Genomic DNA, 24,726 nt, shown 5'->3' on the forward strand with positions numbered 1-24,726 from the left:
CCGTCAGTAAAGGAGCACGATTCACATGCCGGATGAGGAAGACAGCAATCGCGAACCCGGGCCGTGGGAGTACCGGGCGCGGGAAGGCATCATCAGGAAGATGATTCCCGGCGATGTCTTCGCCGCGGTGCCGGCCGCCCGGGAAGCCGCCGAGGCCGAGGGGCGCAGGCTGCACTTCGACTTCTTCGACGACGAAGCGGTCCTGAAGATGCTGCGCCTCCGCCACATCGACGAGGCCCAACTGAACAGCGCCGGGAAGAAGTTGGCGTGGTCCGCAGTGCCGATCCTCTTCGGCCTCTTCGCCTACTGGGGCGCGTACGTCCAGTACTGGGAATCCGCTCGCAACCAGAAGCTCTTCTACGTGGCGGCCGGAGTCATCCTCGCCGGGCTCGTGCTGTATTTCGTCACGACGCTGATCCGCCAGTGGGGAAACCGCCCCCGGCAGAAGGTCCGGGCCAGGGCGGCGGCCTATCGCAAGGTCGCGCACATCGCCGCCGAGAACGGCGGTGACGTCCCTGCCTTCTACCCCCACTACGGGCCGTATCCCTTCGCCGCCAATTTCCACGCGGACGCCGACGAGCTGGAACTGCCGGACAGGAACAGGTTCTGATGAGCGTGGTGATATCGGACGGCGGGCCGTCCTCGTCCTCCCGGGCCGCGTCGGTCGCCGCCGCCGAGGGGGAAGTGATCAACGTCCGCTGGGTCATGCCGGAAGGGTTCTTCGAACTCCCCACCGAGGCCGACTCCATCGACGACCTCGCCGACCGGCTCATCCGGCTGGCCGAGGAGATCATGCCCAAGGGCACCCCGGACATGCAGTACCGGTGGGCCGCCATGTGCGTCGCCTCCTACGACGAGCTGGTCGAAGCAGGCGTGCAGTACGCGGGGTTCGTCATCACCGAGGTCGACGGCGTGCGCTGCACCGCGAACGTGAACCTCTCGCTCGTCGACCTGGCCGAGGAGACCCGGGTCAGTCCGGTCCACAACACCGCGCTTGCCCTGCGCGGTCTCGGCCAGGGCGAGGTGGCCGAGATCGAGCTGCCCTGCGGCCCGGCCGTCTCCTGGGTCGGCACGCGCAAAGCGGTCATCGAGGCGGCCATCGCCCCCTCCGGGCAGGACGAGCCGTTCTGGACGTCCTTCATCAACGTCCAGGTGCCGCTCTCCAACGGCACCGCGGTCGTCCTGGAGATGACCACCCCGACCCAGGAGGGCTGGGACGTCTTCTCCTCCATGTTCGCCGGCATCGCGAAGAGCCTGACGCTGTTCGACACCGAGGGCCGTCCCATGGACACCCGCGGCAGGCTGCTGGAGATCGACGGGTGACCACCGAGACCGCCCCGCCGCCCCCGAGCGACGAACCTCCCGAGGACTACCGGCTTCTGGTCCCCCGCGACTGGTTCCGCGTCGATCTCACGCTCGACCGCTGGCGGCCGCAACTGAAGACGTTCGTCGACCAGCAGGCCGCCGGGCGGCACATGTCCGCGGAGGCACGGCAGGGACTCTGGACCACCCTGCGCAACACCGCAGAGAGCGGGGTCTCGCAAGGGTCCCTGGAGCTGTTCCTCAGAACGGAGTCAGCCACGTCAGCCACTGCGGCCGCGACGCCGGCGACCTTGCTGGTGTCACTGCTCGCGATGCCGGGCGACCTGTACGCCACTCCGGACGACTGGGCGCGCTCCCTCTCCGACCGCAGAGGCAGCGGCACCGAGGTGACCGTCATCGACCTCCCCGCCGGCCAAACCGTCCGCGCCGCCACGGCGACGGCCCTGGACCTCTTCGTCCACATGCCGGGCAAGGCGGGCTACCTGCTGCTCGCGTTCACCGTGCCACTGAGCGGCATCAACAGCCCCATGGGCAGACTGTGCGAGGCGATGGCTCGGTCGCTGCGGTGGGTGTGAGGGGGGCGGGCGGCTCGGCCACGGGCCGTCTTCGGTGAAGTAGAAGTACAGCTCGGTGATTCCCGGTACGCCTCGAGGACCGGTGACCTTTCGCCCCCCGAGGCCGCCGGCCTCCCCGTGTCTTTGCGGCACAACACGGTGACATTCCGCCGAGCCATGACGGCTTTATCCGATACCTCCCCTGAAGAACCACCAGCCCCGTGGGTAACGTCGCACCGTTGGAGACCGGTCACCGTGCGACCGGGTGCCGACAACCAGGTCGTGAACCTGCCCACACACGTCAGGTTCGACGCGCCGCTTGATCGGTTCTGGGTGACGGCCCGCTTCAACCACCTCGGCGTGAATCTGGCCGCCACGACGGTCGCGACCCCTGTCGCCCTTCGCGTCGACGCGGGCACGGAGTTCGCGGATCCCAAGTCCTGCGAATACGACCTCACCAAGACAAGTCGGGTTATCGCGTGGACACTTCCAAGGCGCATTGCAACATCGCCTTCAAGAAATCCTCGGGCGACGGTTCCTACCCGCTGCGGGCCCAGGTCATCTGGAAGGTGACCTGGACCGACTCGGCGGACCCCGACGGCGCTCCCCAGAAGCCGACTCTGCCCGGCCTGCCCACTTTCGAACAGGGCGTCAAGGTCAAGGAAGTGCAGTCCGTCAACCGCTGACCCGCGTCAGGCCACCATCTGACCGTGAACCGAGGTAGGGGCGGCGGATGCATCCGCCGCCCCGGACCGCTCATGCCGAGTCCGCTACTTGCGCGCAGCCTTCCCCAGCTCGTCGTCGATCTGCTCGTACTTGTCCGCGGCGTTGGTCAGGTAGTCGCCCATGCCGTCCAGACCGTCGATGGTCTTCTTCGCGCCCTCGACGAACTCGTCGAAGTTCTCGTCGAACGCCTTCGAGGCGCTCTTGGTGACGAAGCCCGTCTCGACGAGGTGCTTGATGTACTTCTTCAGACCGTCGAGCTTCTCGTGGAGCTTGTCCTTCTCCTTGACCACGTGCTTGGCCGCGTCTCGCATGTCCTGATATGTGACATCAAGGTCCTTGGCCATGAGGCTCTCTCCTAATCAACTCGCCGCAGGGCCAACCCCCGTGGCTCCCATTACGCGGATGGTGCGATTTTCCGCTCTTGCGCCAGCAGCTTACGGGTGGGGCAGATGGGATCACAGCCCGGTTCAGTCACAGCTCTGCTATGAGCGACTGCGAAGCGGGGCGTGGGGTTTGAGGGGAGGACGGGCGGAGGGCGGGCGCCGTTTCGGGGAGTACCGCACACCGGTGCGCGAGGAGTCCGCGTGCAGGCCGTTGCCCGTGGGAAGGGGGGAGCGGATATCGTCAGGCGCATTGTTCAGCTCCGGGGAGGACGATCGTGCGCCTGACTCTGACCGTCGTCGATCCGTTCGGCGGGGGCGCCGCCGACGTGGTTCTCGACGCCGATCCCGAGTCCACCGTGCAGGACATCGCGGTGGAACTGGCCCGCCAGGTCGGCCACAGCGGGGCTCAGGTCATCCCGATCGGGCAGGGGCGGCACGTGCCGGGCGGCGGTGCCCCGGTGATCTACGTCGACGGGTACGCCGTCGACCCCGGCGCCACCGTCAGCACCTCGCCGCTGCGCGAAGGCGCCGTCGTCAGTCTCGACGACCCCGCCGGGTGCCTGCCGGGCGAGCCCTCGGGCCTGGTCGAGCTGCGCGTCGTGAGCGGGCCCGCGGCCGGTTCCGTGCACCGGCTCGGCATCGGGCGGTACGACATCGGCAGCGGGCCCGCCTCGTACATCCGTATCGACGATCCGGAGTTGCCCGCCCGCGCCCTGACGTTGTCAGTTGCAACCGACGGCACCTGCCAGGCCACCCTCCACGGGGACGCGAAGGACAAGGAGGGCGTCACCCTCGACGGCGATCCCTTCGGTGAGGAGAAGGAGGAGCCCGAGTACTTCGCGCCCGCCCCGCCCGAAGGCGAGTCCAAGAAGGAGAGGAAGGCGCGGGAGAAGAGGGAGAAGCAGGAGCGGAGGGAGCGGAAGGAGCAGCGGGAGGCGCGGGCCAAGGCCCGGGGCAAGGGGCGGCTCGACACCGTCGTCTGGCCCCTCGGCGCGCAGATCGCCCTCGGCAACACCCTCCTCGAACTCGTCAGGTACACGCCCCCGGACGCCGCCCTCAAGTGGTCCGAGGACGGCGCGGGGCTCGACTACAACCGGCCCCCGCGGCTGCGCCCGCCCGAGCGGCAGACCGCCTTCCGGCTGCCCACCCCGCCCCGGGAGTACGAGGCCCGGCCGCTGCCCTGGCTGATGGCGCTGTTCCCGCTGGTCGGCGCCGTCATCGCGGCGATGATCTTCAACCGCTGGTACTACCTGATCATGGCGGGGCTGAGCCCCATCATGCTGTTCGGCAACTACTTCATGGACAAGAAGCACGGGCGCAAGTCCCATGCGAAGCAGGTCAAGGAGTACAAGGAGACCAAGGCGCGGATCGAGAAGGACGCGCAGGACGCGCTGATCGCCGAGCGGCTCGACCGGCGGCACGCCGTCCCCGACCCCGCGACCGTGCTCGCGATGGGCACCGGGCCCCGCACCCGGCTCTGGGAGCGGCGGCGGACCGACGCCGACCATCTGCTGCTCCGCTTCGGTACGGGGCAGCTGCCCTCCGAGGTCGTGCTCGACGACCCGGAGAAGGACGACCACCGGCGGCAGGTGACGTGGAAGATAGAGGACGCGCCCGTCGCGCTGCCGCTGAAGGGGCTCGGGGTCATCGGGATAGCCGGACCCGACGATTCCGCCACGGCGCTCGGCCGCTGGGCCGTGGCGCAGACCGCGACCCTGCACAGCCCGATGGACGTACAGTTCTACGTGCTGACCGAGAACACCTCCCGGGACAGCTGGGACTGGGTGCGGTGGCTGCCGCACGCCCGCCCCTCCGGCGGCCAGGACGTCAACGTCCTCATCGGCACCGACGCGGAGACCGTCGGCGCCCGCATCGGTGAGCTGACCCAGATCCTCGACGCGCGCGTGAAGGCCGTGGAGGAGAACAAGAGCCAGGGCGCCAACTTCTCCGACCCCGACATCGTCGTGGTGTGGGACGGATCGCGCCGGCTGCGCTCCCTGCCGGGCGTGGTGCGGCTGCTGCGCGAGGGCCCCGCGGTCAACATGTACGCGCTCTGCCTCGACACCGAGGAACGGTTCCTGCCCGGCGAGTGCCTGGCCTTCGTGGTCGCCGAACCGAAGCCGGACCCCCACGCGTACGCGGGCGGAGCGGCTTCCCACGGAATGCCGGCCTCCCACGGGGGGCCGATGTCCCACGGGATGCCGGTCCCCCACGGGGCACCGACCCCGCCCGCGCACCCGGGGCACGCCCCCGGCGGCTTCCCCTCCTTCCAGGCCTGGCACACCACCGCGCCCGACCCCCACCGGGCCGGCGCCCCGCGCGAGCTGCGGCTCCGCGTCGAGATGAGCGGCGCCGAGCGGATCACTGACGTACGGCCCGACTTCGTGACCTCCGCCTGGTGCCTGCGCCTCGCGCGGGCCGTCTCCCCGCTGCGCGACATCAGCGGGGAGACCGAGGACTCCGCGCTGCCCGGGTCGAGCCGGCTGCTCGACGTGCTGCAGCTGGAGCCGCCGACGTCCGGCGCGATCACCGCCAGGTGGCAGGCGGGCGGCCAGTCGACGATGGCCGTCATCGGTGAGTCGTACGACGGTCCGTTCGGCATCGACATGCGCAAGGACGGCCCGCACGGTCTGATCGCGGGTACGACCGGTTCCGGCAAGTCGGAGCTGCTGCAGACCATCGTGGCCGCGCTCGCCGTCGCCAATACGCCCGAGAACATGACCTTTGTACTCGTGGACTACAAGGGTGGGTCGGCCTTCAAGGACTGTGTGAAGCTGCCGCACACCGTCGGCATGGTCACCGACCTCGACGCGCACCTCGTCGAGCGCGCCCTGGAGTCGCTCGGCGCCGAGCTGAAGCGGCGCGAGCACATCCTCGCCGACGCCGACGCCAAGGACATCGAGGACTACCAGGACCTGGTGCGGCGCGACCCCTCGCACCCACCGGTGCCCCGACTCCTCATCGTCATCGACGAGTTCGCCTCCATGGTCCGCGACCTGCCCGACTTCGTGACGGGCCTCGTCAACATCGCCCAGCGGGGCCGTTCGCTCGGCATCCACCTGCTGCTCGCCACCCAGCGGCCCTCCGGCGTCGTCTCCCCCGAGATCCGCGCCAACACCAACCTCCGCATCGCGCTGCGCGTCACCGACGGCGGCGAGTCCAGCGACGTCATCGACTCCCCCGAGGCCGGGCACATCTCCAAGAACACCCCGGGACGCGCCTACGTGCGGCTCGGGCACGCCTCCCTCGTACCGTTCCAGTCCGGACGCGTCGGTGGCCGTCGCCCCGGCGCCGCCGACCCGGCCGTGCTCGCGCCCTGGGCCGACGCCCTGGACTGGTCCACGCTCGGCCGCGCCTCGCTGGCGAAGCCGAAGGCCGAGGCCCGCGAGGAGGAGGAGATCACCGACCTGAAGGTCCTGGTCGACGAGATCATCGAGGCCAACCGGACGCTGGGCATCCCCGCCCAGCACAGCCCGTGGCTGCCCGCGCTCGGCGAGACCGTGCTGCTCGACGAGATCCCGGTGCCCGCGCCCCGCACCGCGCCCGGCGCGCTCGCGCCCGCCGCGTACGGCGTCGAGGACCTCCCCGCCGACCAGGCACGCCGCCCGGTCGTCGTGGACTTCGCGAGCTTCGGCCACCTGATGATCGGCGGCGCGCCGCGCTCCGGCCGCTCGCAGGTCCTGCGGACCATCGCGGGCTCGCTGGCGCGCACGCACTCCTGCGCCGACGTCCACATGTACGGCATCGACTGCGGCAACGGCGCACTCAACGCGCTGACCCGGCTGCCGCACTGCGGCGCCGTCGTCGGCCGCAACCAGACCGAGCGCGTGGTGCGCCTCATCAACCGCCTCAAGGGCGAACTCACGCGCCGCCAGGACCTTCTTGCCGACAAGGGGTACGCGGACATCGGCGAGCAGCGGGCCGACGCCGCCGAGGACGAGCGCCTCCCGCACCTCGTCGTCCTGCTCGACCGCTGGGAGGGCTGGCTGCCCACGCTCGGCGAGATCGACCACGGCTCGCTGACCGACGAGATCACCACGATCATGCGGGAGGGCGCGAGCGTCGGCATCCACATGATCATGACGGGTGACCGGCAACTCCTGGTGGGCCGCATCTCCTCCCTCACCGAGGACAAGTACGGGCTGCGCCTCGCCGACCGCTCCGACTTCTCGATGCTCGGCATCCCGGCCCGCAAGGTCCCCGAGGAGATCGCGCCGGGCCGCGCCTTCAAGAACGAGAGCGGCACGGAGACGCAGTTCGCGCTGCTCTCGGAGGACTCCACGGGTCAGGGGCAGGCCGCCGCCATCGCCGCGATCGGCGAGCGTGCCGCGGTCCGCGACGCCGACGTGCCGCGCCGGCGCCGCCCGTTCCGCGTCGACACGCTGCCGAGCCGCATCTCCTTCGAGGAGGCGTGGGAGCTGCGCGACCCGGACGCCTCGCGCTCCAAGCTGTGGGCGCTCGTGGGCATCGGCGGCGACGAGGTCATGGGGCACGGCCCCGACCTGGCGCAGGGCGTGCCCGCCTTCGTCATCGCGGGCCCGGCCAAGTCGGGGCGCTCGACGGTCCTGATGAACATGGCGCGCTCCTTCCGCGCGCAGGGTGTACGTCTCGTCGTCGCCGCCCCGCGCCAGTCCCCGCTGCGTGACCTCGAAGGCACCGAGGGCGTGCTGAAGGTGTTCACCGGGGACGACATCGACGAGGACGAGTTCGAGGAGCTCATCGACGAGGCGGACGCGTCGCCGGAGGACCCGGTCGTCGTACTGATCGACGACGCGGAGACGCTGGAGGACGCGGACGCGGCGAGCCAGTTCAAGCGGATCATCCAGCGCGGCAACGAGCAGGGGCTCGCGCTGGTCCTCGCCGGTGACGAGGAGGACGTCTGCAGCGGCTTCTCGGGCTGGCAGGTCGACGCGAAGAAGGGCCGCCGCGGCATCCTGCTCTCCCCGCAGGACAGTTCGAGCGGCGATCTGATCGGGCTCAGGATCTCGCGCAGCGTGGTCGGCGGGCCGGTCACCCCCGGCAAGGGCATGCTGCACCTGGGCACGGGCGAACTGGCCACGCTCACCACTCCGTTGTAGTCGCCGGGCGGGAATGCGGGAGCCGGGCGCCGCGCGCGCCTCACTCCACCGGTGCCAGCCGCGCCTTCGGGTCCCCCGCCCCGGGATCGTCCGAGGTGTAGGTGAGGTTCTTGCCGTCCGGCCGCAGGTAGACCGTGTGGGACGACTGCGAGCACTGGCCGCCGTTGCCCTCCGCGCCCTTGCCCGTCGCCACGAGCTCGCTCTTCGTGGCCGACTTCAGGGTCAGGACGTCCGTGCAGGTGTTGCCGATCGGGTCCTTCTGCACGACCGTGCCGAGGCGTTGCCCCGGCTTCGCCTGCCGCAGGGTGACCGTGAACGTGCCGAGGGGCACCGTGCCTGCGTTCGCGTCGGCCTTGCCGCGCCAGGTGCCGAGGTACGCGCCGGGGACCCGGCCGCTGCCCGCGGTGTCACCCGGAGTGCTGGGCGCGGTCGCCGCCGGGGGCTGCCCGTCCTGGTCCTGTGACGCGTCGTCGTGGCTGCTGTCCGGCAGCATCCCGAAGACGAAGACCGAGCCGACGGTGACGGCGGCCATCGCACCCGCCACGGCGAGCGCCACCGTGCAACTCACCTTGCGCCCCCGGCCGCTCGCGCCGTCCGGCACGGAGGTCGCGGCGACGGAGACGGAGAACCTGCCGGGCGGCCGGGTTTCCGCCGGGGTGTCGGTCCGGGGGCCCGGCACGGAGGGCGCGTGCGGGGGCGCGGTCGGCGGTACGGGGGGTGCCTGATCGGCGTACCTCCCGGGCGAGGGGTCGTACGGCGGATGGAACGTCGGGGGGTACGACGGGTCCGGCGGCCCGAACGAGCCCTGCACGGCCGGGGTGTCGAACGCCACGGGCCCGGAGGGAGCGTTCACCGAAGCCTGCCTCGATCCGGAGACCGGCCCTGTTCCGGAGACCGGTCCTGTTCCGGAGACCGGCCCAGAGCCCGAAGCCGCCCCCGTGCCCGAAGCCGCCCCCGTGCCCGGACCCGGCCCCGCCCCCGTATCCAGATCCAGCAACCGCACCGCGCTCCGGCTCACCCGTTCCACCACCTGCCCCGGCAGCCACCCGGCCGCCACGAGCCGGGCCGCGCCTTCGGGCGCGAGACGGCGGGCGATCTCCTCCGGAGCGGGCCGCGCCGCCGCGTCCTTGGCGAGGCAGGCCGCCGCGAGTTCCCTCAAGTCGCCGGTCAGCGAACCAAGTTCCGGCTGCTCGTGGACGACCTTGTAGAGCAGGGCCGCCGACGAGTCACCGGGGAAGGGCGACTCCCCCGTTGCCCCGTACACCAGGACCGCGCCCAGCGAGAAGACGTCCGCGGCGCCCGTGACGCCCGTGCCGAGGATCTGCTCGGGCGCCATGTAGCCGGGCGAGCCGATGGACGCGCCGGTGGAGGTGAGCGACGCCGTGCCGTCCGTGGCCCGCGCGATGCCGAAGTCGATGAGGCGCGGCCCGTCCAGGGTGAGCAGGACGTTCGAGGGCTTCACGTCGCGGTGGACGAGCCCGAGGCCGTGCACGTGCGCCAGCGCCTCGGCGAGGCCCGCGCCCAGGACCCGTACGGAGTGCTCGGGCAGCGGTGCGCCTTCCCGTACCGCGTCCGTCAGCGAGGGCCCGGCCGCGTACCCGGTGGCGACCCACGGCACGGGCGCGTCCGGGTCCGCGTCCAGGACGGGCGCCGTCCAGTCGCCGCCGACCCGGCGCGCCGCGTCGACCTCGCGGCGGAAGCGGGCGCGGAACTCCTCGTCGAGCGCGAAGTGCGGGTGGACGATTTTGACGGCGACGGTACGGCCGCCCTCGCTGCGGCCGAGGTAGACCCGGCCCATGCCGCCCGAGCCGAGCCGGCCGAGCAGCCGGTAGGGCCCGATCACGGTGGGCTCGTCGGCTTGAAGCGGATGCATGACCTTGGCCTCCCCCAGGCGTGCCGCCGGACACCTCTCGTTCCTCAGAGCCTCTCTTTGAACCCCCGTCTGCGCCTCGACGCCCGGCACGCGCCCTCGGCGCACGGAGCCCCAGGACAGGTGGCTCCGCCACATGACCTGGAACTCCGCACTCCGATCGCACGCACCGAACACCGCTGCGCCCGCGCTTCGCGCGGACGACGGGGGTTCAAAGACAGGCTCTGAGCACCGCGATCAGCGTAGTGCGGAAGTGAGCGGGAGAGGGGGTGAGGGAGCGGGTGAGGGGCGCACCCGCCCGGTTCACAGATTTCGCAGATCGCGCAGATCCATACCTTGCCGGTGAATCCGGACTTCTTTCCCCCTCCCGCTATCCGGCCATTCGTTCACCGTGGTGATGCCCGAGTGTCGGCTGTGCTCAATCCGGACGCAATGAACTATTACGACGGCAGTGATATCCCGGGGCGGCCGTGAAAGGGCATGTGGATGCCGGGCGGCGCCCCCGATATCGCCAGGCGAATTGCCGGACCGGTCACGGCCGCAGGAGCGACACTTCCACGTCCGCGGGGAAGCCCGCCGTCGGGCCGACCCGGCGGGCGAACTCGGTGACGCCCGCCAGCTGCTCGCCGCCGAAGCGGAAGTCGAGCGTCGTGAAGTACCGCTCCAGGACTCCTGCGTCGAAGGACTCCCAGCGCGCGGCCTGCTCGGCCACCTTCATGACCTCCTCCAGGGAGAGGTCGCGGGAGTGGAGGAACGCCTTGTGCACCTCGCGCACGACCTCCGGTTCCCGCGCCGCGTAGTCGCGTCGCGCCGCCCAGACGGCGAAGACGAACGGCAGGCCCGTCCAGTCCTTCCACATCTGGCCGAGGTCGTACACGTCCAGGCCGAGCCGCGGCCCGTCGATGAGGTTCGCGCGGAGCGCCGCGTCGCCGATGAGTACGGCGGCGTCCGCCTCCCGCATCATCAGCCCCAGGTCCGGCGGGCACGTGTAGTAGTCGGGCTGTACGCCGTACCGCTCGGCGAGGAGCAGCTGCGCCAGCTGTACGGAGGTGCGCGAGGTCGAGCCGAGCGCGACCCTGGCGCCGTCCAGCCGGTCCAGCGGCACCTGCGAGACGATCACGCAGGACATGACGGGGCCGTCGCAGCCGACCGCGAGGTCGGGGAAGGCGACGAGGTCGTCGGCGTTCTTCAGGAACTCGACGAGCGTGACGGGCGCGATGTCGAGTTCGCCCCTGACCAGCTGCTCGCTGAGCTTCTCGGGGGTGTCCTTGGTCAGCTCGAAGTCGAGGAGCGTCCCGGTCCGCGCGAGCCCCCAGTACAGGGGCAGGCAGTTCAGGAACTGGATGTGACCGACGCGCGGCCGGGGGGTGCGGCGGGAGCCGTGTCGCTGTTCGGCGCCTGCCCCCGCGGAGGCGTCCAGGGGAGAATTGTCCACATCGGGGAGGCTAGCCCCCGGACGGTGCGGCGCGCGGGCCGGGGCGCCGACGCGCCTGCCGCCGACCCCGCCGGGAACCGCGTCGTCAACCCCGTCGGAGGCCTGATCAAACCTGCGGGTGACGTGATCTTGCCCCCTATTGCATTCCCCTGCCTGCGTGCTAAGCTCGCCGCAAGTTGCAGTTTGGTTTCCCTTGCAGTACAGAGCCTGCGGAGCATGTAACTCCGTAGGCTCTCGTCGTTTTCAGACTTATGCAGTTGTTTAAACAATCGCTGGTTCTGGAGCAGGGCAACCCTTTGGCCCAAGGAGGGCTTATGGCTACCGGAACCGTGAAGTGGTTCAACGCTGAAAAGGGCTTTGGATTCATTGCCCAGGAAGGCGGCGGCCCGGACGTCTTCGTCCACTACTCCGCGATCAACGCGAACGGCTTCCGCTCCCTTGAGGAGAACCAGGCCGTTTCCTTCGACGTGACGCAGGGTCCGAAGGGCCCGCAGGCGGAGAACGTCACCCCGATGTAATCGGGCGCCCCACGCGAGTGGGGCGTGTGGTTGCTCCGGTGACCAGATCCGGAGATTGACAGCAGTACCCAAGGAGCCCTGCTCCTCCGCGGTTGCGGAGGCTGCGGGGCTCCTGCCTTTTGCCGGCCGCGCGGTTCCCCGCGCCCCTGGCCCACTAGACGTGCTGCATGATCATGACGAACGTCGTGTGCGGTTCCAGGGCCTCGTACGAGTGGGGGACGTCGCCCCGGTACGACATGTAGTCGCCGGGGGCCAGCTCCACCGTCTCGCCCTGCGGGCCCGCCAGGAGGCCGCCCGTGCTGATGATCAGGTGCTCCACCGAGCCGGGAATGTGGGGCTCGGACTCGCGGGGTGCGCCCGGCTCCAGGGCGCCGTGGTAGATGTCGCGCCGTACGCCGGTCGGGCCCGCCGAGAGCAGTGTGCCCGCGTACGAGGAGTTCTCGGCGAGCATGGTCGGGCCCTCGCCCGCGCGGATCACCGTCACCGCGGGCGCGGGCGACTCCACGAGGACGCTGAACGGCACGCCGAGCGCGACAGCCAGCGCCCAGAGCGTCTCGATGCCGGGGTTGCCGGACGCGGCCTCCAGCTGGGACAGCGTGGACTTCGCGACACCGGCGCGTTTGGCCAGCTCGGAGAGGGAGAGTCCGGCCTTGGTGCGCTCGCGGCGCAGCGCCGCGGCCACCCATTCGCGCGGCATGCGGGACCCGTCGGTCATCAGTTCTCTCCCAGCCCTCTCCCCGTTGCGTTCGGTATAGCGGGCCGATCGTTCGGGTTGACGAACGCGACCCACTCCGCCCATCCTACGACCCATGCGTTCGTCACACCGAACAGATGACCCGTCCTACCGAACGGACGACCAGAGGCCCGGGGGCCTCGTCCGCTTCTCCGACCTGCCACCCGGCGTCCTGCGTGACATCGCGCTCGTCTGGCTCGCCGACGCTGTCGTCGGCGTCTCCTTCGGCGCCATCGCCGTCGCGGGCGGGCTGCCCGTGTGGGTGCCGGTGCTCATGTCGCTGCTCGTGTACGCGGGCTCCGCCCAGTTCAGTGCCGTCGGCATCCTTACCGCGGGCGGCGGGCCGGTGGCCGCCGCCGCGACCGGGCTGCTGCTCAACACCCGTACGGCCGCCTTCAGCCTGGCCCTCGCCGACGACCTCGGCCGGTCCTGGCCCGCCCGGCTGATCGGCGCGCACCTCGTCACGGACGAGACCGCCGCGTTCGTCCTCGCCCAGCGGGGCGCCGCCCGGCGCAAGGCCGCCTTCTGGATATCCGGTGTCGGCCTGTTCGCCGCGTGGAACCTCAGCGTGCTCGCGGGCGCGCTCGCCGGGTCCGCCCTCGGCGACACCGACCGGTTCGGGCTCGACGCCGCGTTCCCCGCGGTGCTGCTCGCGCTGGTGCTGCCCGCGCTGCGCGGTGACAGCGCGGCCCGGCGCGCCTCGGCCGTCGGCGCCGTCGTCGCGGTCGCCGCCGCGCCGCTGCTGCCCGCCGGAGTGCCGGTCCTGCTCGCCCTCCTCGGCCTGCTGGCGGCGCGCCGCGGACCCCACCGCCCCCGCCCCCGTCCCGGCCCCACCTCGTCGAGGAGCGCCTCATGAACGCCACGCTCGCCTGCGTCCTGGCCCTCGCCGCGGGAACGTACGCCTTCCGTCTCGCCGGACCCGTCCTGCACGGCCGCGTCGAACTCCCGGCCCGAGTGCAGGAGTTGCTGACCGTCGGCGCCACGGTGCTGCTCGTCGCGCTGCTGGCCACCGGCGCGCTCACCGAAGGGCACGACTTCGCGGGATGGGCCAGGCCCGCCGGGGTCCTCGCGGGCGGGGTGCTGGCCTGGCGCAAGGCACCGTTCGCCGTGGTCGTGGTGGGCGCGGCCGCGACTACGGCGCTGCTGCGTCTGGCGGGGCTGAGCTAGACAGAGGTGAGGCCGGCTGGGCTGTGGCAGCCCCGCCCGCCGGCCCCGGCGCCCCCTCCCCGCCCCCCGCGTACAGCTCCTCCACCACCCCCGCGTACAGCTCCTCCACCACCCCCGCGTACCGCTCCGTCACCGCCTTCCTGCGCACCTTCAGGCTCGGCGTGAGCAGGCCGTCCGCCACCGTGAAGTCCTCCTCGACGACGGCGAACGCGCGGATGCGGGCGGGGCGCGAGACCGTGGCGTTGGCGGCGTCCACGGCCTCCTGGACCAGCGCCCGGACGCGGGGGTCGCGGGCGAGCGGTCCGTCCGGCGTCAGCCCTTCCCGCGCCGCCCACCCGGCCACCTCCTCCGTGTCGAGCGTGACGAGTGCGACCGGGTAGGGGCGGCGGTCGCCGACCATCACGGCGTGGGAGACGAACCGCGAGGCCTCAATGGCCAGTTCGCTCAGGGAGGGGGTGAGGTTCTTGCCGCCGGACGTGATGATGAGGTCCTTCTTGCGGCCCGTGATCGTGAGGAAGCCGTCCTCGTCGAGCTCGCCCAGGTCGCCCGTGTGCAGCCAGCCCTCCTCGTCGAGCGCGGCCCGGGTGGCCCGTGGGTCGTTGTGGTACCCGGCGAAGATCATGGCGCCCCTGGCGAGGATCTCGCCGTCGTCGGCGATGCGCAGCTCGACGCCGTCCACGGCCCGGCCGACGGTCCCGTACCGCACGGCGCCCGGGTGGTTGAGGGTGAGGACGCCCGCCGACTCCGTCATCCCGTACCCCTCGTAGAACGCGATGCCGCAGGCCCGCAGGAAGTCGACGGTGTCGGGCGCGATGGGGGCGCCGCCGGTCAGCGCCCACCGGACGCGCCCGCCGAGCGCCTGCCGGACCAGGCTGTAGAGGGTCTTGTCGGCGGCCTCGTACGCGTCCCTGAGCTCGTCGGGCAGCGCTCCGTCGGCGGCGAGGACGCCGATGCGGATGGCTTCCTCGAACCGTTCGCGTCCGCCCTCCCGCGCCTCGGCGAGGGACAGCACCACCGACCGCACCTTCTCGAAGAGCCGGGGCACGGACGGCAGATGTGTGGGGGACGCCTCGGCCAGTTCGCCGACGATGTCCTCCACGCGCCCGCCGAAGAAGGTGAGCGTGGCGCCGCCGATGAGCGCCCCGAACTCGATGAGCTGGGCGAGGAGATGGGCGAGCGGGAGGTAGAGGTACGTCGAGTCGCCGGGGCCGCCGTCGACCAGCCGCACGGTGGCGGCCTGCACGGCCAGCAGGTTGCCGTGCGTGAGCAGGCAGCCCTTGGGCGGTCCTGTCGTGCCCGAGGTGTAGATGATGGTGGCCGGATCACTGCCGCGCCGGGCCTCGGCGCGCTCCAAAAGGGCTTCCAGCGAGCCGAGTTCCCGCGGCTCGCCCGTCATCAGGATCACGTGCCGCACGCCCGGCAGCCGCCCCCGCAGCCGCTCGATCTTCGCCGCCTGCGCCTCGTCCTCGCAGATCACCACCGACGCGCCCGAGTCCCCCACCACCCAGGCGACCTCCGCATCGCCCGCCGTCGGATAGACCGGCACCACCACCGCCCCCGCCGCGAGGACGCCGAAGTGCGTGCGGGTCCACTCCGGCCGGGTCTCGGCGAGGACCGCCACCCGGTCGCCGGGACGGACACCCAGCGCGAGCAGGGTGCGGCCCACCCGGCGTACGGCGTCCCTGAGCCCGTCGTACGACAGCTCGGCCCACGCCCCGTCGCGCCGGAAGCGCAGGGCGGGCAGCTCACCGTGGCGCCGCGCCGCCCACTCGGTCAGCAGGGCGAGGGTGGGAGGCAATTCGGCAGGGGCGGGCCGGCCGGCAGGGGCGGGCACACGGGCCGTCGGCGGTTCTTTCCGCGTCTGCTGCATACGTACGACGCTAAGGAGCACGTCCGGCCGCCGGGATGACGGAAAACGTCAGCACCGCTGACCCCGTCGCTCACGCGGTGTTCTGGACCGGCCCCACCGGCGCTAACGTCGTGACATGGCCAGGCGGACGATCACCGTGCACCATGTGCGGGCCGTGCTGCGCGGCGCCGAGCGGCGCGGCGTGGACACCGTGCCGCTGCTGCGGGGGGCGCAGATCCCGCCGCTGCTCCTCGGCGACGACCGGGCCCGGGTCACCGCGCCCCAGTTCGCGCGTCTCTTCAGGGAGTTGTACCGGGTCACGCAGGACGAGTTCCTCGGTCTCGGCTCCGCCGTCAGCAGGCCGGGCACGTTCGCGATGATGTGCCAGGCCTCCCTGGGCTGCCGCGACCTCGGCGCCGCCGTCGAGCGGGGCACCACCTTCTACGGCCTCTTCCCCGGCGGCCCCGACCTCACCCTGGAACGGCGCGGCGGCGAGGCGGTGTTCGGCGTCCGCAACGACCTCGACCAGGACTATTTCCTCGCCGAGTGCCTCGTCATCATCTGGCACCGGCTGTGCAGCTGGCTGATCGGCCGCCGCATCCCGCTGCGCTGGGCCGAGTTCGGGCATCCGCCGCCGCCGCACAAGGACGAGTACGAGCTGCTCTTCGGCTGCGCCGTGCGGTTCGGCGCCGAGCGCACCGGCGCGGGGTTCGACGCGCACTGGCTGGACGCGCCGCTGATCAGGGACGAGGACGCGCTGGACGAGATGCTGCGCAAGGCGCCCTTCGAGCTGCTCACCCGGCGCGAGTACGGCACGACCGTCGCCGAGCAGGTGCGCCGCGTCCTCGCCCGCGCGCTGCGCACCTCGCCGCGGCTGCCCTCACTCGGCGAGATCGCGGCGCGGCTCGCGGTGAGCCCGGCGACGCTGCGCCGCCGTCTCGCCCAGGAGTCGACGTCGTACCAGCGGCTGAAGGACGCGGTGCGGCGGGACGCGGCGATCGCGGGGCTCGCGGAGGGCCGTGAGCCGATCGCGGAGCTCGCCGCGCGGCTCGGCTTCTCCGAGGACACGGCCTTCCACCGGGCGTTCCGGCGGTGGACGGGGACGACGCCGGGCGCGTACCGGACGGGGACGGGAGCGCCCCCGTCCACCTCCTACGATTCCACCTCCTACGATTCCTCACCGTCCGCCGCGCCGTCGGAGGCCGTACCGTCGGAGGCCGGTGACGCGCCGGAATCGGGCGAGGCATCGGCATCGGCATCGGGCGAAACGTCGGCATCGAGTGACGCGCCAGGGCCGGATGCCGCTCCGGAGCCGGATGGCACGCCGGACGCCTCCTCGCCGAACGGCTGAACCCCCGCATCCTCGAACACCTTCCCGTTGAGCACCGCGCCGTCGCCCGGCACCGCCGCCTCGCCCTCCCGCTTGCCGAGGCGCCTGCTGGTGCGGCCCAGCGCGATCAGCACCGTGATCAGCGAGGTGGAGTTGCCCTCGATGCGCCGCGTGTACCGCACGGCCTCCTCGTAGGCGACGTGCGCCTGCGTCAGCATCTCCTGTGCGTCGTAGGCGTCGCCCATGTCCTTGAGGACGGAGGCGTACCAACCGGGGTCGCTCTCCCCGTCGACGAGCGCGAGCACGGCCTGGCAGGCGGCCACACCGTGCGCGAAGGCACCCTCGACCCCCAGGTGGCCGAGCTCCTCGTAGGTGAGCGCCATGTTGTGCAGGACCGCGGCTCGCCGCTCGGTGTCCACGATCTTGGGGGCCTCGGCGGCGAGCCGTTCGAGGACGTCCCGCGCCTCGGCCCGCTCGCCCATCGAGACGAGGGTGTTCGCGAGGGCGGTCATCGTGGTGGCGAGGTCGCCCGGGTTGTCGGCCCGCTGCTTGTACGTGACGGCCTGGCGGAAGTGCTCGGCGGCCTCCTTGTACTCGTGGGCGTCGCGGTAGGTGTCGGCGATGTCGTGCAGGATGATGCCGTAGACGCCCGGCGACTCCTCGGGGTCCGTCAGTTCGCGGGCCTCGTGGAAGCAGGCGAGCGCCTGCGCGAGGCGGGCGGGCTGCGGCCGGCTGATCTCTTCCGGCATGGCGGTCCTCCATTCGGAGTCGGGTGGCGGAGTCCCGCTCGCGTCCGCTCGTGTCGTGCCGGAGCCCGCGGCTCCCCCTCTGTGAACGTAGCGCCGGGGCGCCGCCCTGAACACCTGCGAGCCGGGGTCAACGAAGGTGAGCGTCCCGGTCAGCCGGAACTTACTCGCAGGTCAGTACGGTCGTTGCCGGACACCCCCGTCCCTCAAGGACAGTTGGGAGAGCCGCATGCACACACGTACCGGCGTCAGAGCGTGGGCCGCGGTGGCCGCGCTCGGCCTGTCGGCCGTCATCCCGCTCACCGCGGCGCACGCGGACGACCGCGAAAGCGCCGCTCCCTCAGTCTCCGGTTCCGCCGCATCCCCCGGAGACGTCGTGAGCGCCGAGCCGAGCAGCTTCCACCCCCTGCCGGGCCAGCCCACCAACACCAGAGCCTGGAAGATCCACTACCGCTCGACCACGGCCAAGGGCGAGCCGAACACCGTCTCCGGCACGGTCATCGTGCCGCAGGACGGCAGGAAGGGCCCGCGCCCCCTGATCACGTACGCCGTCGGGACCGTCGGCGTCGCCGACCGCTGCGCGCCCAGCGCCGGCTTCCCGCTGGGCACCACCGTGGAGGCCAACCTCATCCAGCAACTCACCCTGCGCGGCTGGGCGGTGGCCGTCACCGACTACGAGGGCCTCGGCACCCCCGGCGACCACACCTACACGGTGGGCCGCGCCGAGGGCCAGGCCGTGCTCGACGCCGCACGGGCCGCGATCCGGCTGCCCGACGCGGGCCTGGACGAGGACACGCCGGTCGGCATCATGGGCTACTCACAGGGCGGCCAGGCCTCGTCGTGGGCGGCCGAACTGCACGGCTCGTACGCGCCCGACCTCCACGTCAAGGGCACGGCGACCGGCGGCATCCCGGGCGACCTGCTGAAGGTCGCGAAGTTCAACGACGGCTCGTACGGCTCGGGCCTGATCTTCATGGCGGCGATCGGCCAGAACGCGGCCTTCCCCGAGCTGGACCTCGACTCCTACCTCAACCCGCTGGGCAGGGGCCTCGTCGGCGCGATGAAGAACAGCTGCGTCGCGGACGGCTCGGTGCTCGGCTCCTTCAAGACCATAGCGTCGATGACGACGAGGAACCCCCTGGACCAGCCCGACTGGCAGCGGCGCCTGAACGAGTCGCGGGTCGGCACGGTCAAGCCGGACGCGCCCGTGTACCAGTACCACGCGCTCGCGGACGAGCTCATTCCGTACGGCGTGGGCAGGCAGGTCCGCGAGGACTGGTGCGCGAGGGGCGCGAACGTGGAGTGGCACACGGTGCCGGCCGCCGAGCACGTCGGCGGTGTGATCACGCAGTCGCCGTTCGCGGCGCAGTGGCTGGCGGACCGGTTCGCGGGGAAGCGGGCGCGGGGCAACTGCTGAGCCCGGGACCCCGGCGGGGTCGGGAAATGAGTGGGCAGCGTCGATTCATCCCCCTAGGATCTTGAGGTTCGCAGGGATTCCTGAGCCCGCCCTGCGGTGCTTCGAGAACCGGGGGGATGTCTCATCATGCCGACCACGCCCATACTCACACCCCCGCCGGGCGACCCCTCGCTCGCCGACCCCGCGCCCGGCCCCGACTTCGTCACCCCCGTGGACAACGTCTTCGTCCGTGCCCATCTGGGCCTGCCGAAGATCGACCCGGCCGCGTGGACGCTGACGGTGGAAGGCCTGGTAGAGCGCCCCCTGCGTCTGGATCTCGCCGCACTCCTCGCGCTCCCCGCCTCTCAACTGACCGCCGTGCACGAGTGCTTCGGCAGCCCGCTGCGACCCGACACCCCGACGCGCGCGGTGACGAACATCGAGTGGACGGGTCTCCCCCTGGCCACGCTCCTGGACCGCGCGGCCCCCCTGCCCGCCGCCCGGCACGTGGTCTTCGAGGGCGCGGACGCGGGCTCCTACGGGGGCGAGGACGATCTCACGTACGTGAAGGATCTCCCCCTGGAGACCGCGCACCGCGACGTGCTCCTCGCCCACGGCATGAACGGCGAGCCGCTGCGCCCCCGGCACGGGTTTCCGCTGCGGGCCGTCGTCCCTCGCATGTTCGGCACGAACTCGGTGAAGTGGCTGACCCGGATCGTGCTGACCGACGAACGTCCGCGGCACATGTTCACCACGACGCTCTACACGCGGACCCCGCGGGGCGGCGGCGAGGCGCGGCCGGTGCGCGAGGTGGACGTCAACAGCAAGATCCTCTCCCCGGCGGACGGTACGGAGCTGCGGCACGGCTCGCTGACGATCAGGGGCCGCACCTGGTCCACGACCGAGGTCGTCCGTCTCGACCTCTCCGTCGACGGCGGCCCCTGGGAACCGGCCACGCTCGACGCCCTGGGCGCCGAGCCGGCCTGGCAGGGCTTCTCACTGCGCCGTACGTTCCCGTCGGGCCCGCACACGGTCCGCTCCCGCGCGACGGACGCGGCGGGCCGCGTGCAGCCACCCCCCGGCGCCCGCAACTCCGTCCACGAGGTGGCCTTCACGGTGGCCGGGCCCCGCTGAGAGAGGTCAGGTGCGGTCCCCCCAGGCCCACAGCGCGAGCCCGAGGCAGCTGAACGCGGCGCCAAGCGCGCATACGGCGCCCCAGCCGAACAGCGTGTAGAGGGAGGTCGCGGCGAGGGCGCCGGTGGCGCTGCCGATCGAGTAGAAGACCATGTATCCGCCGATCAGCCGGCTGCCCGCGGCCGGGTGCCGGGCGTAGATCAGGGTCTGGTTGGTGACATGGACCGCCTGGACGGCGAGGTCGAGCAGGATCACGCCGACGACCAGGGCCCAGAGCGAGTCGCGGGTGAGGGACAGGGGCAGCCACGAGGCGGCGAGCAGCGCCAGGGCGATGCCGGTGGTCCGCCGGGAGAGTCCGCGGTCGTTGAGGCGGCCTGCCACCGTCGCGGCGAGGGCGCCGGCGGCACCGATCAGCCCCAGTGCCCCGATCGCGCTGTGGGACATGGAGTACGGGGCCTCGCTGAGGGGTAGCGCGATGCTGCTCCACAGGGTGCTGAAGGCGGCGAAGATCAGCAGACCGAACAGGGCCCGGAGCCTCAGCAGTCGGTCCCGTGCGAACAGGGTGATCGTGGAGCGGAGCAGCCGGCCGTAGCGCAGGGCGGTCCGCTCGGCCTCCCCGTGGCGCGGCAGCGTCCGGTACAGGACCAGGGCGAGCAGGGCGGTGAGCGACGCCGAGGCGAGGTAGACGGAGCGCCAGCCCGCGAGGTCGGCGAGGAGGCCGGACGCGGTGCGGGCGAGCAGGATTCCGGTGACCACGCCGCTGGTGACAAGGCCGACGACGCGTCCGCGCTCGGCGGCTGGAGCCAGTGACGCGGCGAAGGCCACCAGGGTCTGCGTGACGACCGCGAGCAGTCCCACCGCGGCCATGCCCGCGAGCAGGGCCACTGCCGCGTGAGCGGTGGCCACCACGGCCAGGGCCACCACGAGCAGCAGCAGTTGGGCCACGACGAGCCGTCTGCGGTCCGCCACGTCGCCCAGCGGCACGAGGAAGAAGAGTCCCACCCCGTATCCGACCTGTGTGAGCGTGACCACGCTGCCGACGAGCCCCGGGCTCATGGCGAGGTCATGGCCCATGGTCACCAGGAGCGGCTGGGAGAAGTAGACGTTGGCCACCGCGGCCCCGCAGGCGACGGCGAACAGTACGACGACACCACGGGACAGGACGAACGCGGGACCCTCCCCGCTCCGGGCCTCGGTCGGCCGTGTCACAGCATCGCCTTCGCCCGGCATCAGCACTCCCCCGCACACCTGGTTTCATCTTGCTACCGACATGACGGTAACTACTTTTGGTAGCATGTTGCAACCGTTATGGGAGAGGAACGCCATGGTGACCAGAACGCGCTTCGACGACAGCGAGTGTCCCGTCGCCCGCTCGGTGGACGCGATCGGCGACTGGTGGTCGCTGCTGATCGTGCGGGACGCCTTCGACGGAAGCCGGCGCTTCGGGGAGTTCCAGCGCAGCCTCGGCGTGGCGAAGAACATCCTCGCCACGCGGCTGCGCACGCTGGTCGACGGCGGTGTCCTCGCATCCGTCCCCGCCTCGGACGGCAGCGCCTACCGCGAGTACGTACTGACTCCGAAAGGCAAGGCGCTCTTCCCCGTCATCGTGGCCCTGCGGCAGTGGGGCGAACAGCACTTCTTCGCCCCCGACGAACCCCACTCACAGTTGGTCGACCGCCGCCGGGAACAGCGCCTGCGCCCGCTGGAAGTGCTGTCCGCGGACGGTCGGCGGCTGAACCCCGACGACACCACCGTCCACAAGGTTTCCACCCGGTGACCTGAGCGCGCGGGGTGAATCCGTGGCACGCGGGAGACCGGGTGGTGTCCGGTCACGGCAGGATCTCGACGTACCCGTCGACCCCGTGCACGCGGATCCGCTGCCCGTCCTGGATGCGGCGGGTGGCCCCCTCCACGCCCACGACGGCCGGCAAGCCGTACTCCCGGGCGATGACCGCGCCATGGGTCATCAGGCCGCCCACCTCCGTCACCAGGCCCGCGATGCCGACGAACAGCGGCGACCAGCTGGGGTCGGTGAAGGTCGTGACCAGGATGTCGCCCGCTTCGAGGTCGGCCTCGGCCATGTCGAGGATGACGCGGGCCCTGCCCTCGACGATCCCGGCGGAGACCGGCAGACCGACCAGGGCACCGTCCGGCGCGTCGTCACGCCGGTACGCGCCGCTGATGGCCTCGCCGTCCGAGGTGAGCACCCGGGGCGGCGTGAGCGCCAGGTAGGACCGGAACGCGTCCTTGCGCCGCTGGATGAGCCCGGCGTCCACCCGCTTCGACCGTACGGCGTCGTGGAGTTCCTGGAACGTGAGGTGGAAGGCATCCTCCGCCTCGGCGAGCACGCCGTCCCGCACGAGGCGCTCGGCCTCCGCGAGCAGGGCCCGCTTGTAGACGAAGAGGCGGCAGATGATGGCGTACTTCGGGTACTCCCGGTAGCCGATGAAGGTGCGGACCCGGTCGATCATCGCCTTGGTCTCGTCGGCCTTCCGCTCCCCGTCCGGCAGGGCGCGCAGGCGTGCCAGTACGTCCCGCTCCTTCTCCTGCGCCTTCTGCCGCCCCTCCTCGAAGCGGCGCGCGGCGGCGCCCGGCTCGAAGAGCCTGACGTTGTCGAGGAGTACGGGCACGAGCGTGTCGGGACGCTCGCTCCAGCGGGGTCGCGTGAGGTCGATCTCGGCGACGCAGCGCATGCCGTACCGGTCGAGGTAGGCCTCGATGGCGTCGCGCGCTTCGGCTCCGCCCGGGAGTTTCGCCAGGTCGTCCAGGAAGTCCGCGCCCCGGACATCTTGCAGGAACGCCACTGCCTCAGGATGCGGACGGATCACATCCGCGACGTCGAGCAGCGCGAGACCCATCTCCGACGTGATGTTGTCGGGGGCGGACAGGGTGAGCGTGTCGGCCGCGTTCTTCTCGCCCAGCCACTCCCCCAGCTTGTCGTTGAGCCACCACGTGGCCTCCATTCCCGCCATGATCGCCTGCATGCTCAGCGGATCGCTCAGCACGCGCTTGTGCTCCGCGAACGCCTCCGGCAGGAAGTCGAACAGCTCCGGCCCCGCCTTCGCGCGGATGTCACGCTCCAGTGCGGCGAGGGACGCCTCGCTGCGGCGGATCAGTTCGGTGACGAGGGCGGGGTCCGTCGGGATGGGTTCCGGGGCTGGGGCGCCGCCGGGCACCGGGGAGGGCGGCGCTGACGTCACTGACGGCTCCGTGGGTACGAAGTCGTCGCGGTCGAGGACGGTTTCCAGCGCGTCCCTGGTCAGCGGATCACCTCTGCCCACCATGTCGAGGAAGGGGGCGCGGGTCGCGGGTGAGGTGAGCCGCGCGGTGGCGTCGACGAACAGCCGCCCGCCGGCGTCGATCATCGGCGCCATGGCCGTCAGCTGCCACACGGAGAGCCCCAGGGGCTTCATGGCGTCGGTCATCATCTGCTGGTGCCCGACGGAGAGGTAGACGCGGTTTCCCTCGCCCTCGCTGTCAGCGGCGGGCGCGGGAATGGGAAACAGCGTCGTGATCGGCCTGCTCTGCACGATCCGGAAGTCGTCGCCGTCCAGGCACCATTCGATGTCCTGCGGGCCGCCGAAGTCCGCCTCGATCCGCCGCCCGAGCTCCACGAGCCGCACGACCTGCTCATCCGTGAGCGTCGGCTGCCGCTGCCGCTCCGGGGCGATCTCCACTTCCCGCGTACCGCCGCCCGGCAGGGCCTGTACGGCACGCTGCTTGGCGGCGATCGTCCTCTCGACGACCCGGCCGTCCCGCACCTTGAAGACGTCCGGGTTCACCAGGCCGGAGACCAGGGCCTCGCCGAGGCCGAAGCCCGCGTCCACGGTGGCGACCTTGCGGTTGCCGGTGACGGGGTCGGCCGTGAACAGGATGCCGGACGCGTCCGGGAAGACCATGCGCTGCACGACCACGGCCATCTGGACCGTACGGTGATCGATGCCGTTCCGGCGGCGGTAGACCACGGCCCGCTCGGTGAACAGCGAGGCCCAGCACCGGCTGACGTGCCGGAGGACCGCCGCCCGCCCCACGACGTTCAGGTACGTGTCCTGCTGCCCGGCGAAGGAGGCCGTCGGCAGGTCCTCCGCCGTCGCGCTGGACCGGACGGCGCAGGGGGACTGCTCGCCGAGCCGGTCGAGTTCATGGGTGATCGCCGCCGCGAGGTCGGCCGGAAGGGCGGTGCCCTCGATGACCTCGCGGATCCCGGCGGCGAGCGTGCGGAGCGCCTCGCGGTCGTCCGGGTCGACCCGCGACAACTCCTCAAGGAGAGCGTCGAGCGACGGCGCCTCCGCGACGATCCGCCGGAACGCGTCCGTCGTCACGCAGAATCCGGCCGGCACGTCGACGCCGTCGATCCGTGACAGCGCGCCCAGGTGGGCACCCTTGCCGCCGACGGCCGCGAGCTGCGTCTCATCGACCTCTCGAAGATCCCGCACGTACTGCTCGTTCATCGCGATGCCTCCGGGGCGGTCGTCTGCCGTTGT

Annotated in this window: 19 protein-coding genes and 1 pseudogene; 12 read left to right on the forward strand and 8 right to left on the reverse strand. The window is 71.6% G+C overall.

Going from position 1 to position 24,726, the window contains the following annotated elements; genetic code table 11:
* The first annotated feature begins 25 nt into the window (after positions 1–25).
* The 4 genes from ACFVYR_RS16755 to ACFVYR_RS16770 all read left to right on the forward strand — a co-directional run bounded on the left by ACFVYR_RS16755 (position 26) and on the right by ACFVYR_RS16770 (position 2,563).
* Entirely contained in the window at positions 26–610 is a 585-nt protein-coding gene (locus tag ACFVYR_RS16755; protein WP_384250680.1) for a hypothetical protein, read from the forward strand.
* Positions 610–1,323: a hypothetical protein gene (locus tag ACFVYR_RS16760; RefSeq protein WP_384250683.1), complete on the forward strand. Its 714-nt coding sequence runs from the start codon at positions 610–612 to the stop codon at positions 1,321–1,323. Before ACFVYR_RS16755 ends, ACFVYR_RS16760 begins: the two co-directional genes overlap by 1 nt.
* Complete coding sequence (locus ACFVYR_RS16765; RefSeq protein WP_384250685.1) at positions 1,320–1,898, forward strand: hypothetical protein; 579 nt, start codon at positions 1,320–1,322, stop codon at positions 1,896–1,898. The genes ACFVYR_RS16760 and ACFVYR_RS16765 overlap by 4 nt, the downstream gene beginning before the upstream one ends.
* A gap of 458 nt (positions 1,899–2,356) precedes the next feature.
* Entirely contained in the window at positions 2,357–2,563 is a 207-nt protein-coding gene (locus ACFVYR_RS16770) for a hypothetical protein (RefSeq protein WP_384250688.1), read from the forward strand.
* Positions 2,564–2,647: 84 nt separating this feature from the next.
* Here the strand turns inward: ACFVYR_RS16770 and ACFVYR_RS16775 are convergent, their stop codons facing one another.
* On the reverse strand, positions 2,648–2,947 hold the full coding sequence (locus ACFVYR_RS16775) for a WXG100 family type VII secretion target (RefSeq protein ID WP_384250691.1): 300 nt from the start codon (positions 2,945–2,947) through the stop codon (positions 2,648–2,650).
* Between the two features lie 314 nt (positions 2,948–3,261).
* Between ACFVYR_RS16775 and ACFVYR_RS16780 the strand changes: the two genes are divergently transcribed.
* Complete coding sequence (locus tag ACFVYR_RS16780; RefSeq protein ID WP_384250695.1) at positions 3,262–8,064, forward strand: FtsK/SpoIIIE domain-containing protein; 4,803 nt, start codon at positions 3,262–3,264, stop codon at positions 8,062–8,064.
* A 40-nt stretch (positions 8,065–8,104) separates the two neighbouring features.
* Here ACFVYR_RS16780 and ACFVYR_RS16785 read toward each other — a convergent pair whose 3' ends face one another.
* Both ACFVYR_RS16785 and ACFVYR_RS16790 read right to left on the reverse strand, forming a co-directional pair.
* Positions 8,105–9,937, reverse strand: coding sequence for a protein kinase (locus ACFVYR_RS16785; protein ID WP_384250698.1), 1,833 nt, complete (start codon positions 9,935–9,937; stop codon positions 8,105–8,107).
* A 529-nt stretch (positions 9,938–10,466) separates the two neighbouring features.
* The gene (locus ACFVYR_RS16790; protein ID WP_384250784.1) at positions 10,467–11,354 is read right to left on the reverse strand and encodes a menaquinone biosynthetic enzyme MqnA/MqnD family protein; all 888 of its coding nucleotides are present in this window, start codon (positions 11,352–11,354) and stop codon (positions 10,467–10,469) included.
* A gap of 329 nt (positions 11,355–11,683) precedes the next feature.
* Between ACFVYR_RS16790 and ACFVYR_RS16795 the strand changes: the two genes are divergently transcribed.
* Positions 11,684–11,887 (forward strand): cold-shock protein, encoded by a 204-nt coding sequence (locus ACFVYR_RS16795; RefSeq protein ID WP_006138897.1) that lies wholly within the window; start codon positions 11,684–11,686, stop codon positions 11,885–11,887.
* Between the two features lie 154 nt (positions 11,888–12,041).
* Here the strand turns inward: ACFVYR_RS16795 and ACFVYR_RS16800 are convergent, their stop codons facing one another.
* The gene (locus ACFVYR_RS16800) at positions 12,042–12,602 is read right to left on the reverse strand and encodes a helix-turn-helix domain-containing protein (RefSeq protein ID WP_384250701.1); all 561 of its coding nucleotides are present in this window, start codon (positions 12,600–12,602) and stop codon (positions 12,042–12,044) included.
* A gap of 94 nt (positions 12,603–12,696) precedes the next feature.
* Between ACFVYR_RS16800 and ACFVYR_RS16805 the strand changes: the two genes are divergently transcribed.
* Complete coding sequence (locus ACFVYR_RS16805; RefSeq protein ID WP_384250704.1) at positions 12,697–13,476, forward strand: AzlC family ABC transporter permease; 780 nt, start codon at positions 12,697–12,699, stop codon at positions 13,474–13,476.
* Positions 13,473–13,787 (forward strand): AzlD domain-containing protein, encoded by a 315-nt coding sequence (locus ACFVYR_RS16810; protein WP_384250707.1) that lies wholly within the window; start codon positions 13,473–13,475, stop codon positions 13,785–13,787. Before ACFVYR_RS16805 ends, ACFVYR_RS16810 begins: the two co-directional genes overlap by 4 nt.
* On the opposite strand, the gene ACFVYR_RS16815 is transcribed toward ACFVYR_RS16810, so the two are convergent.
* Positions 13,753–15,657 carry an AMP-dependent synthetase/ligase gene (locus ACFVYR_RS16815; protein WP_384250710.1) on the reverse strand — a complete coding sequence of 635 codons (1,905 nt, stop codon included), beginning with the start codon at positions 15,655–15,657 and terminating at the stop codon, positions 13,753–13,755. The genes ACFVYR_RS16810 and ACFVYR_RS16815 overlap by 35 nt on opposite strands.
* Before the next feature lie 115 nt (positions 15,658–15,772).
* On the opposite strand from ACFVYR_RS16815, the gene ACFVYR_RS16820 reads away from it, so the two are divergent.
* A complete protein-coding gene (locus ACFVYR_RS16820; RefSeq protein ID WP_384250713.1) occupies positions 15,773–16,987 on the forward strand; it encodes an AraC family transcriptional regulator ligand-binding domain-containing protein in 1,215 nt (404 codons plus the stop codon).
* Positions 16,988–17,400: 413 nt separating this feature from the next.
* Here ACFVYR_RS16820 and ACFVYR_RS16825 read toward each other — a convergent pair.
* Positions 17,401–17,715, reverse strand: a pseudogene (locus tag ACFVYR_RS16825) (tetratricopeptide repeat protein); the annotation flags it as partial.
* A gap of 226 nt (positions 17,716–17,941) precedes the next feature.
* Here ACFVYR_RS16825 and ACFVYR_RS16830 point away from each other — a divergent pair.
* Positions 17,942–19,129, forward strand: coding sequence for a lipase family protein (locus tag ACFVYR_RS16830; RefSeq protein ID WP_384250716.1), 1,188 nt, complete (start codon positions 17,942–17,944; stop codon positions 19,127–19,129).
* A 126-nt stretch (positions 19,130–19,255) separates the two neighbouring features.
* A complete protein-coding gene (locus ACFVYR_RS16835; protein WP_384250719.1) occupies positions 19,256–20,242 on the forward strand; it encodes a molybdopterin-dependent oxidoreductase in 987 nt (328 codons plus the stop codon).
* Positions 20,243–20,248: 6 nt separating this feature from the next.
* Here ACFVYR_RS16835 and ACFVYR_RS16840 read toward each other — a convergent pair whose 3' ends face one another.
* Complete coding sequence (locus ACFVYR_RS16840; RefSeq protein ID WP_384250722.1) at positions 20,249–21,472, reverse strand: MFS transporter; 1,224 nt, start codon at positions 21,470–21,472, stop codon at positions 20,249–20,251.
* A gap of 94 nt (positions 21,473–21,566) precedes the next feature.
* Between ACFVYR_RS16840 and ACFVYR_RS16845 the strand changes: the two genes are divergently transcribed.
* Positions 21,567–22,019, forward strand: coding sequence for a winged helix-turn-helix transcriptional regulator (locus tag ACFVYR_RS16845; protein ID WP_384250725.1), 453 nt, complete (start codon positions 21,567–21,569; stop codon positions 22,017–22,019).
* 52 nt (positions 22,020–22,071) lie between these two features.
* Here ACFVYR_RS16845 and rph read toward each other — a convergent pair whose 3' ends face one another.
* Positions 22,072–24,693, reverse strand: coding sequence for a rifamycin-inactivating phosphotransferase (rph, locus tag ACFVYR_RS16850; protein ID WP_384250727.1), 2,622 nt, complete (start codon positions 24,691–24,693; stop codon positions 22,072–22,074).
* Between the last annotated feature and the right edge of the window lie 33 nt (positions 24,694–24,726).

This window comes from Streptomyces sp. NPDC058284 (genome assembly GCF_042881135.1).
Taxonomy (GTDB): Bacteria; Actinomycetota; Actinomycetes; order Streptomycetales; family Streptomycetaceae; genus Streptomyces.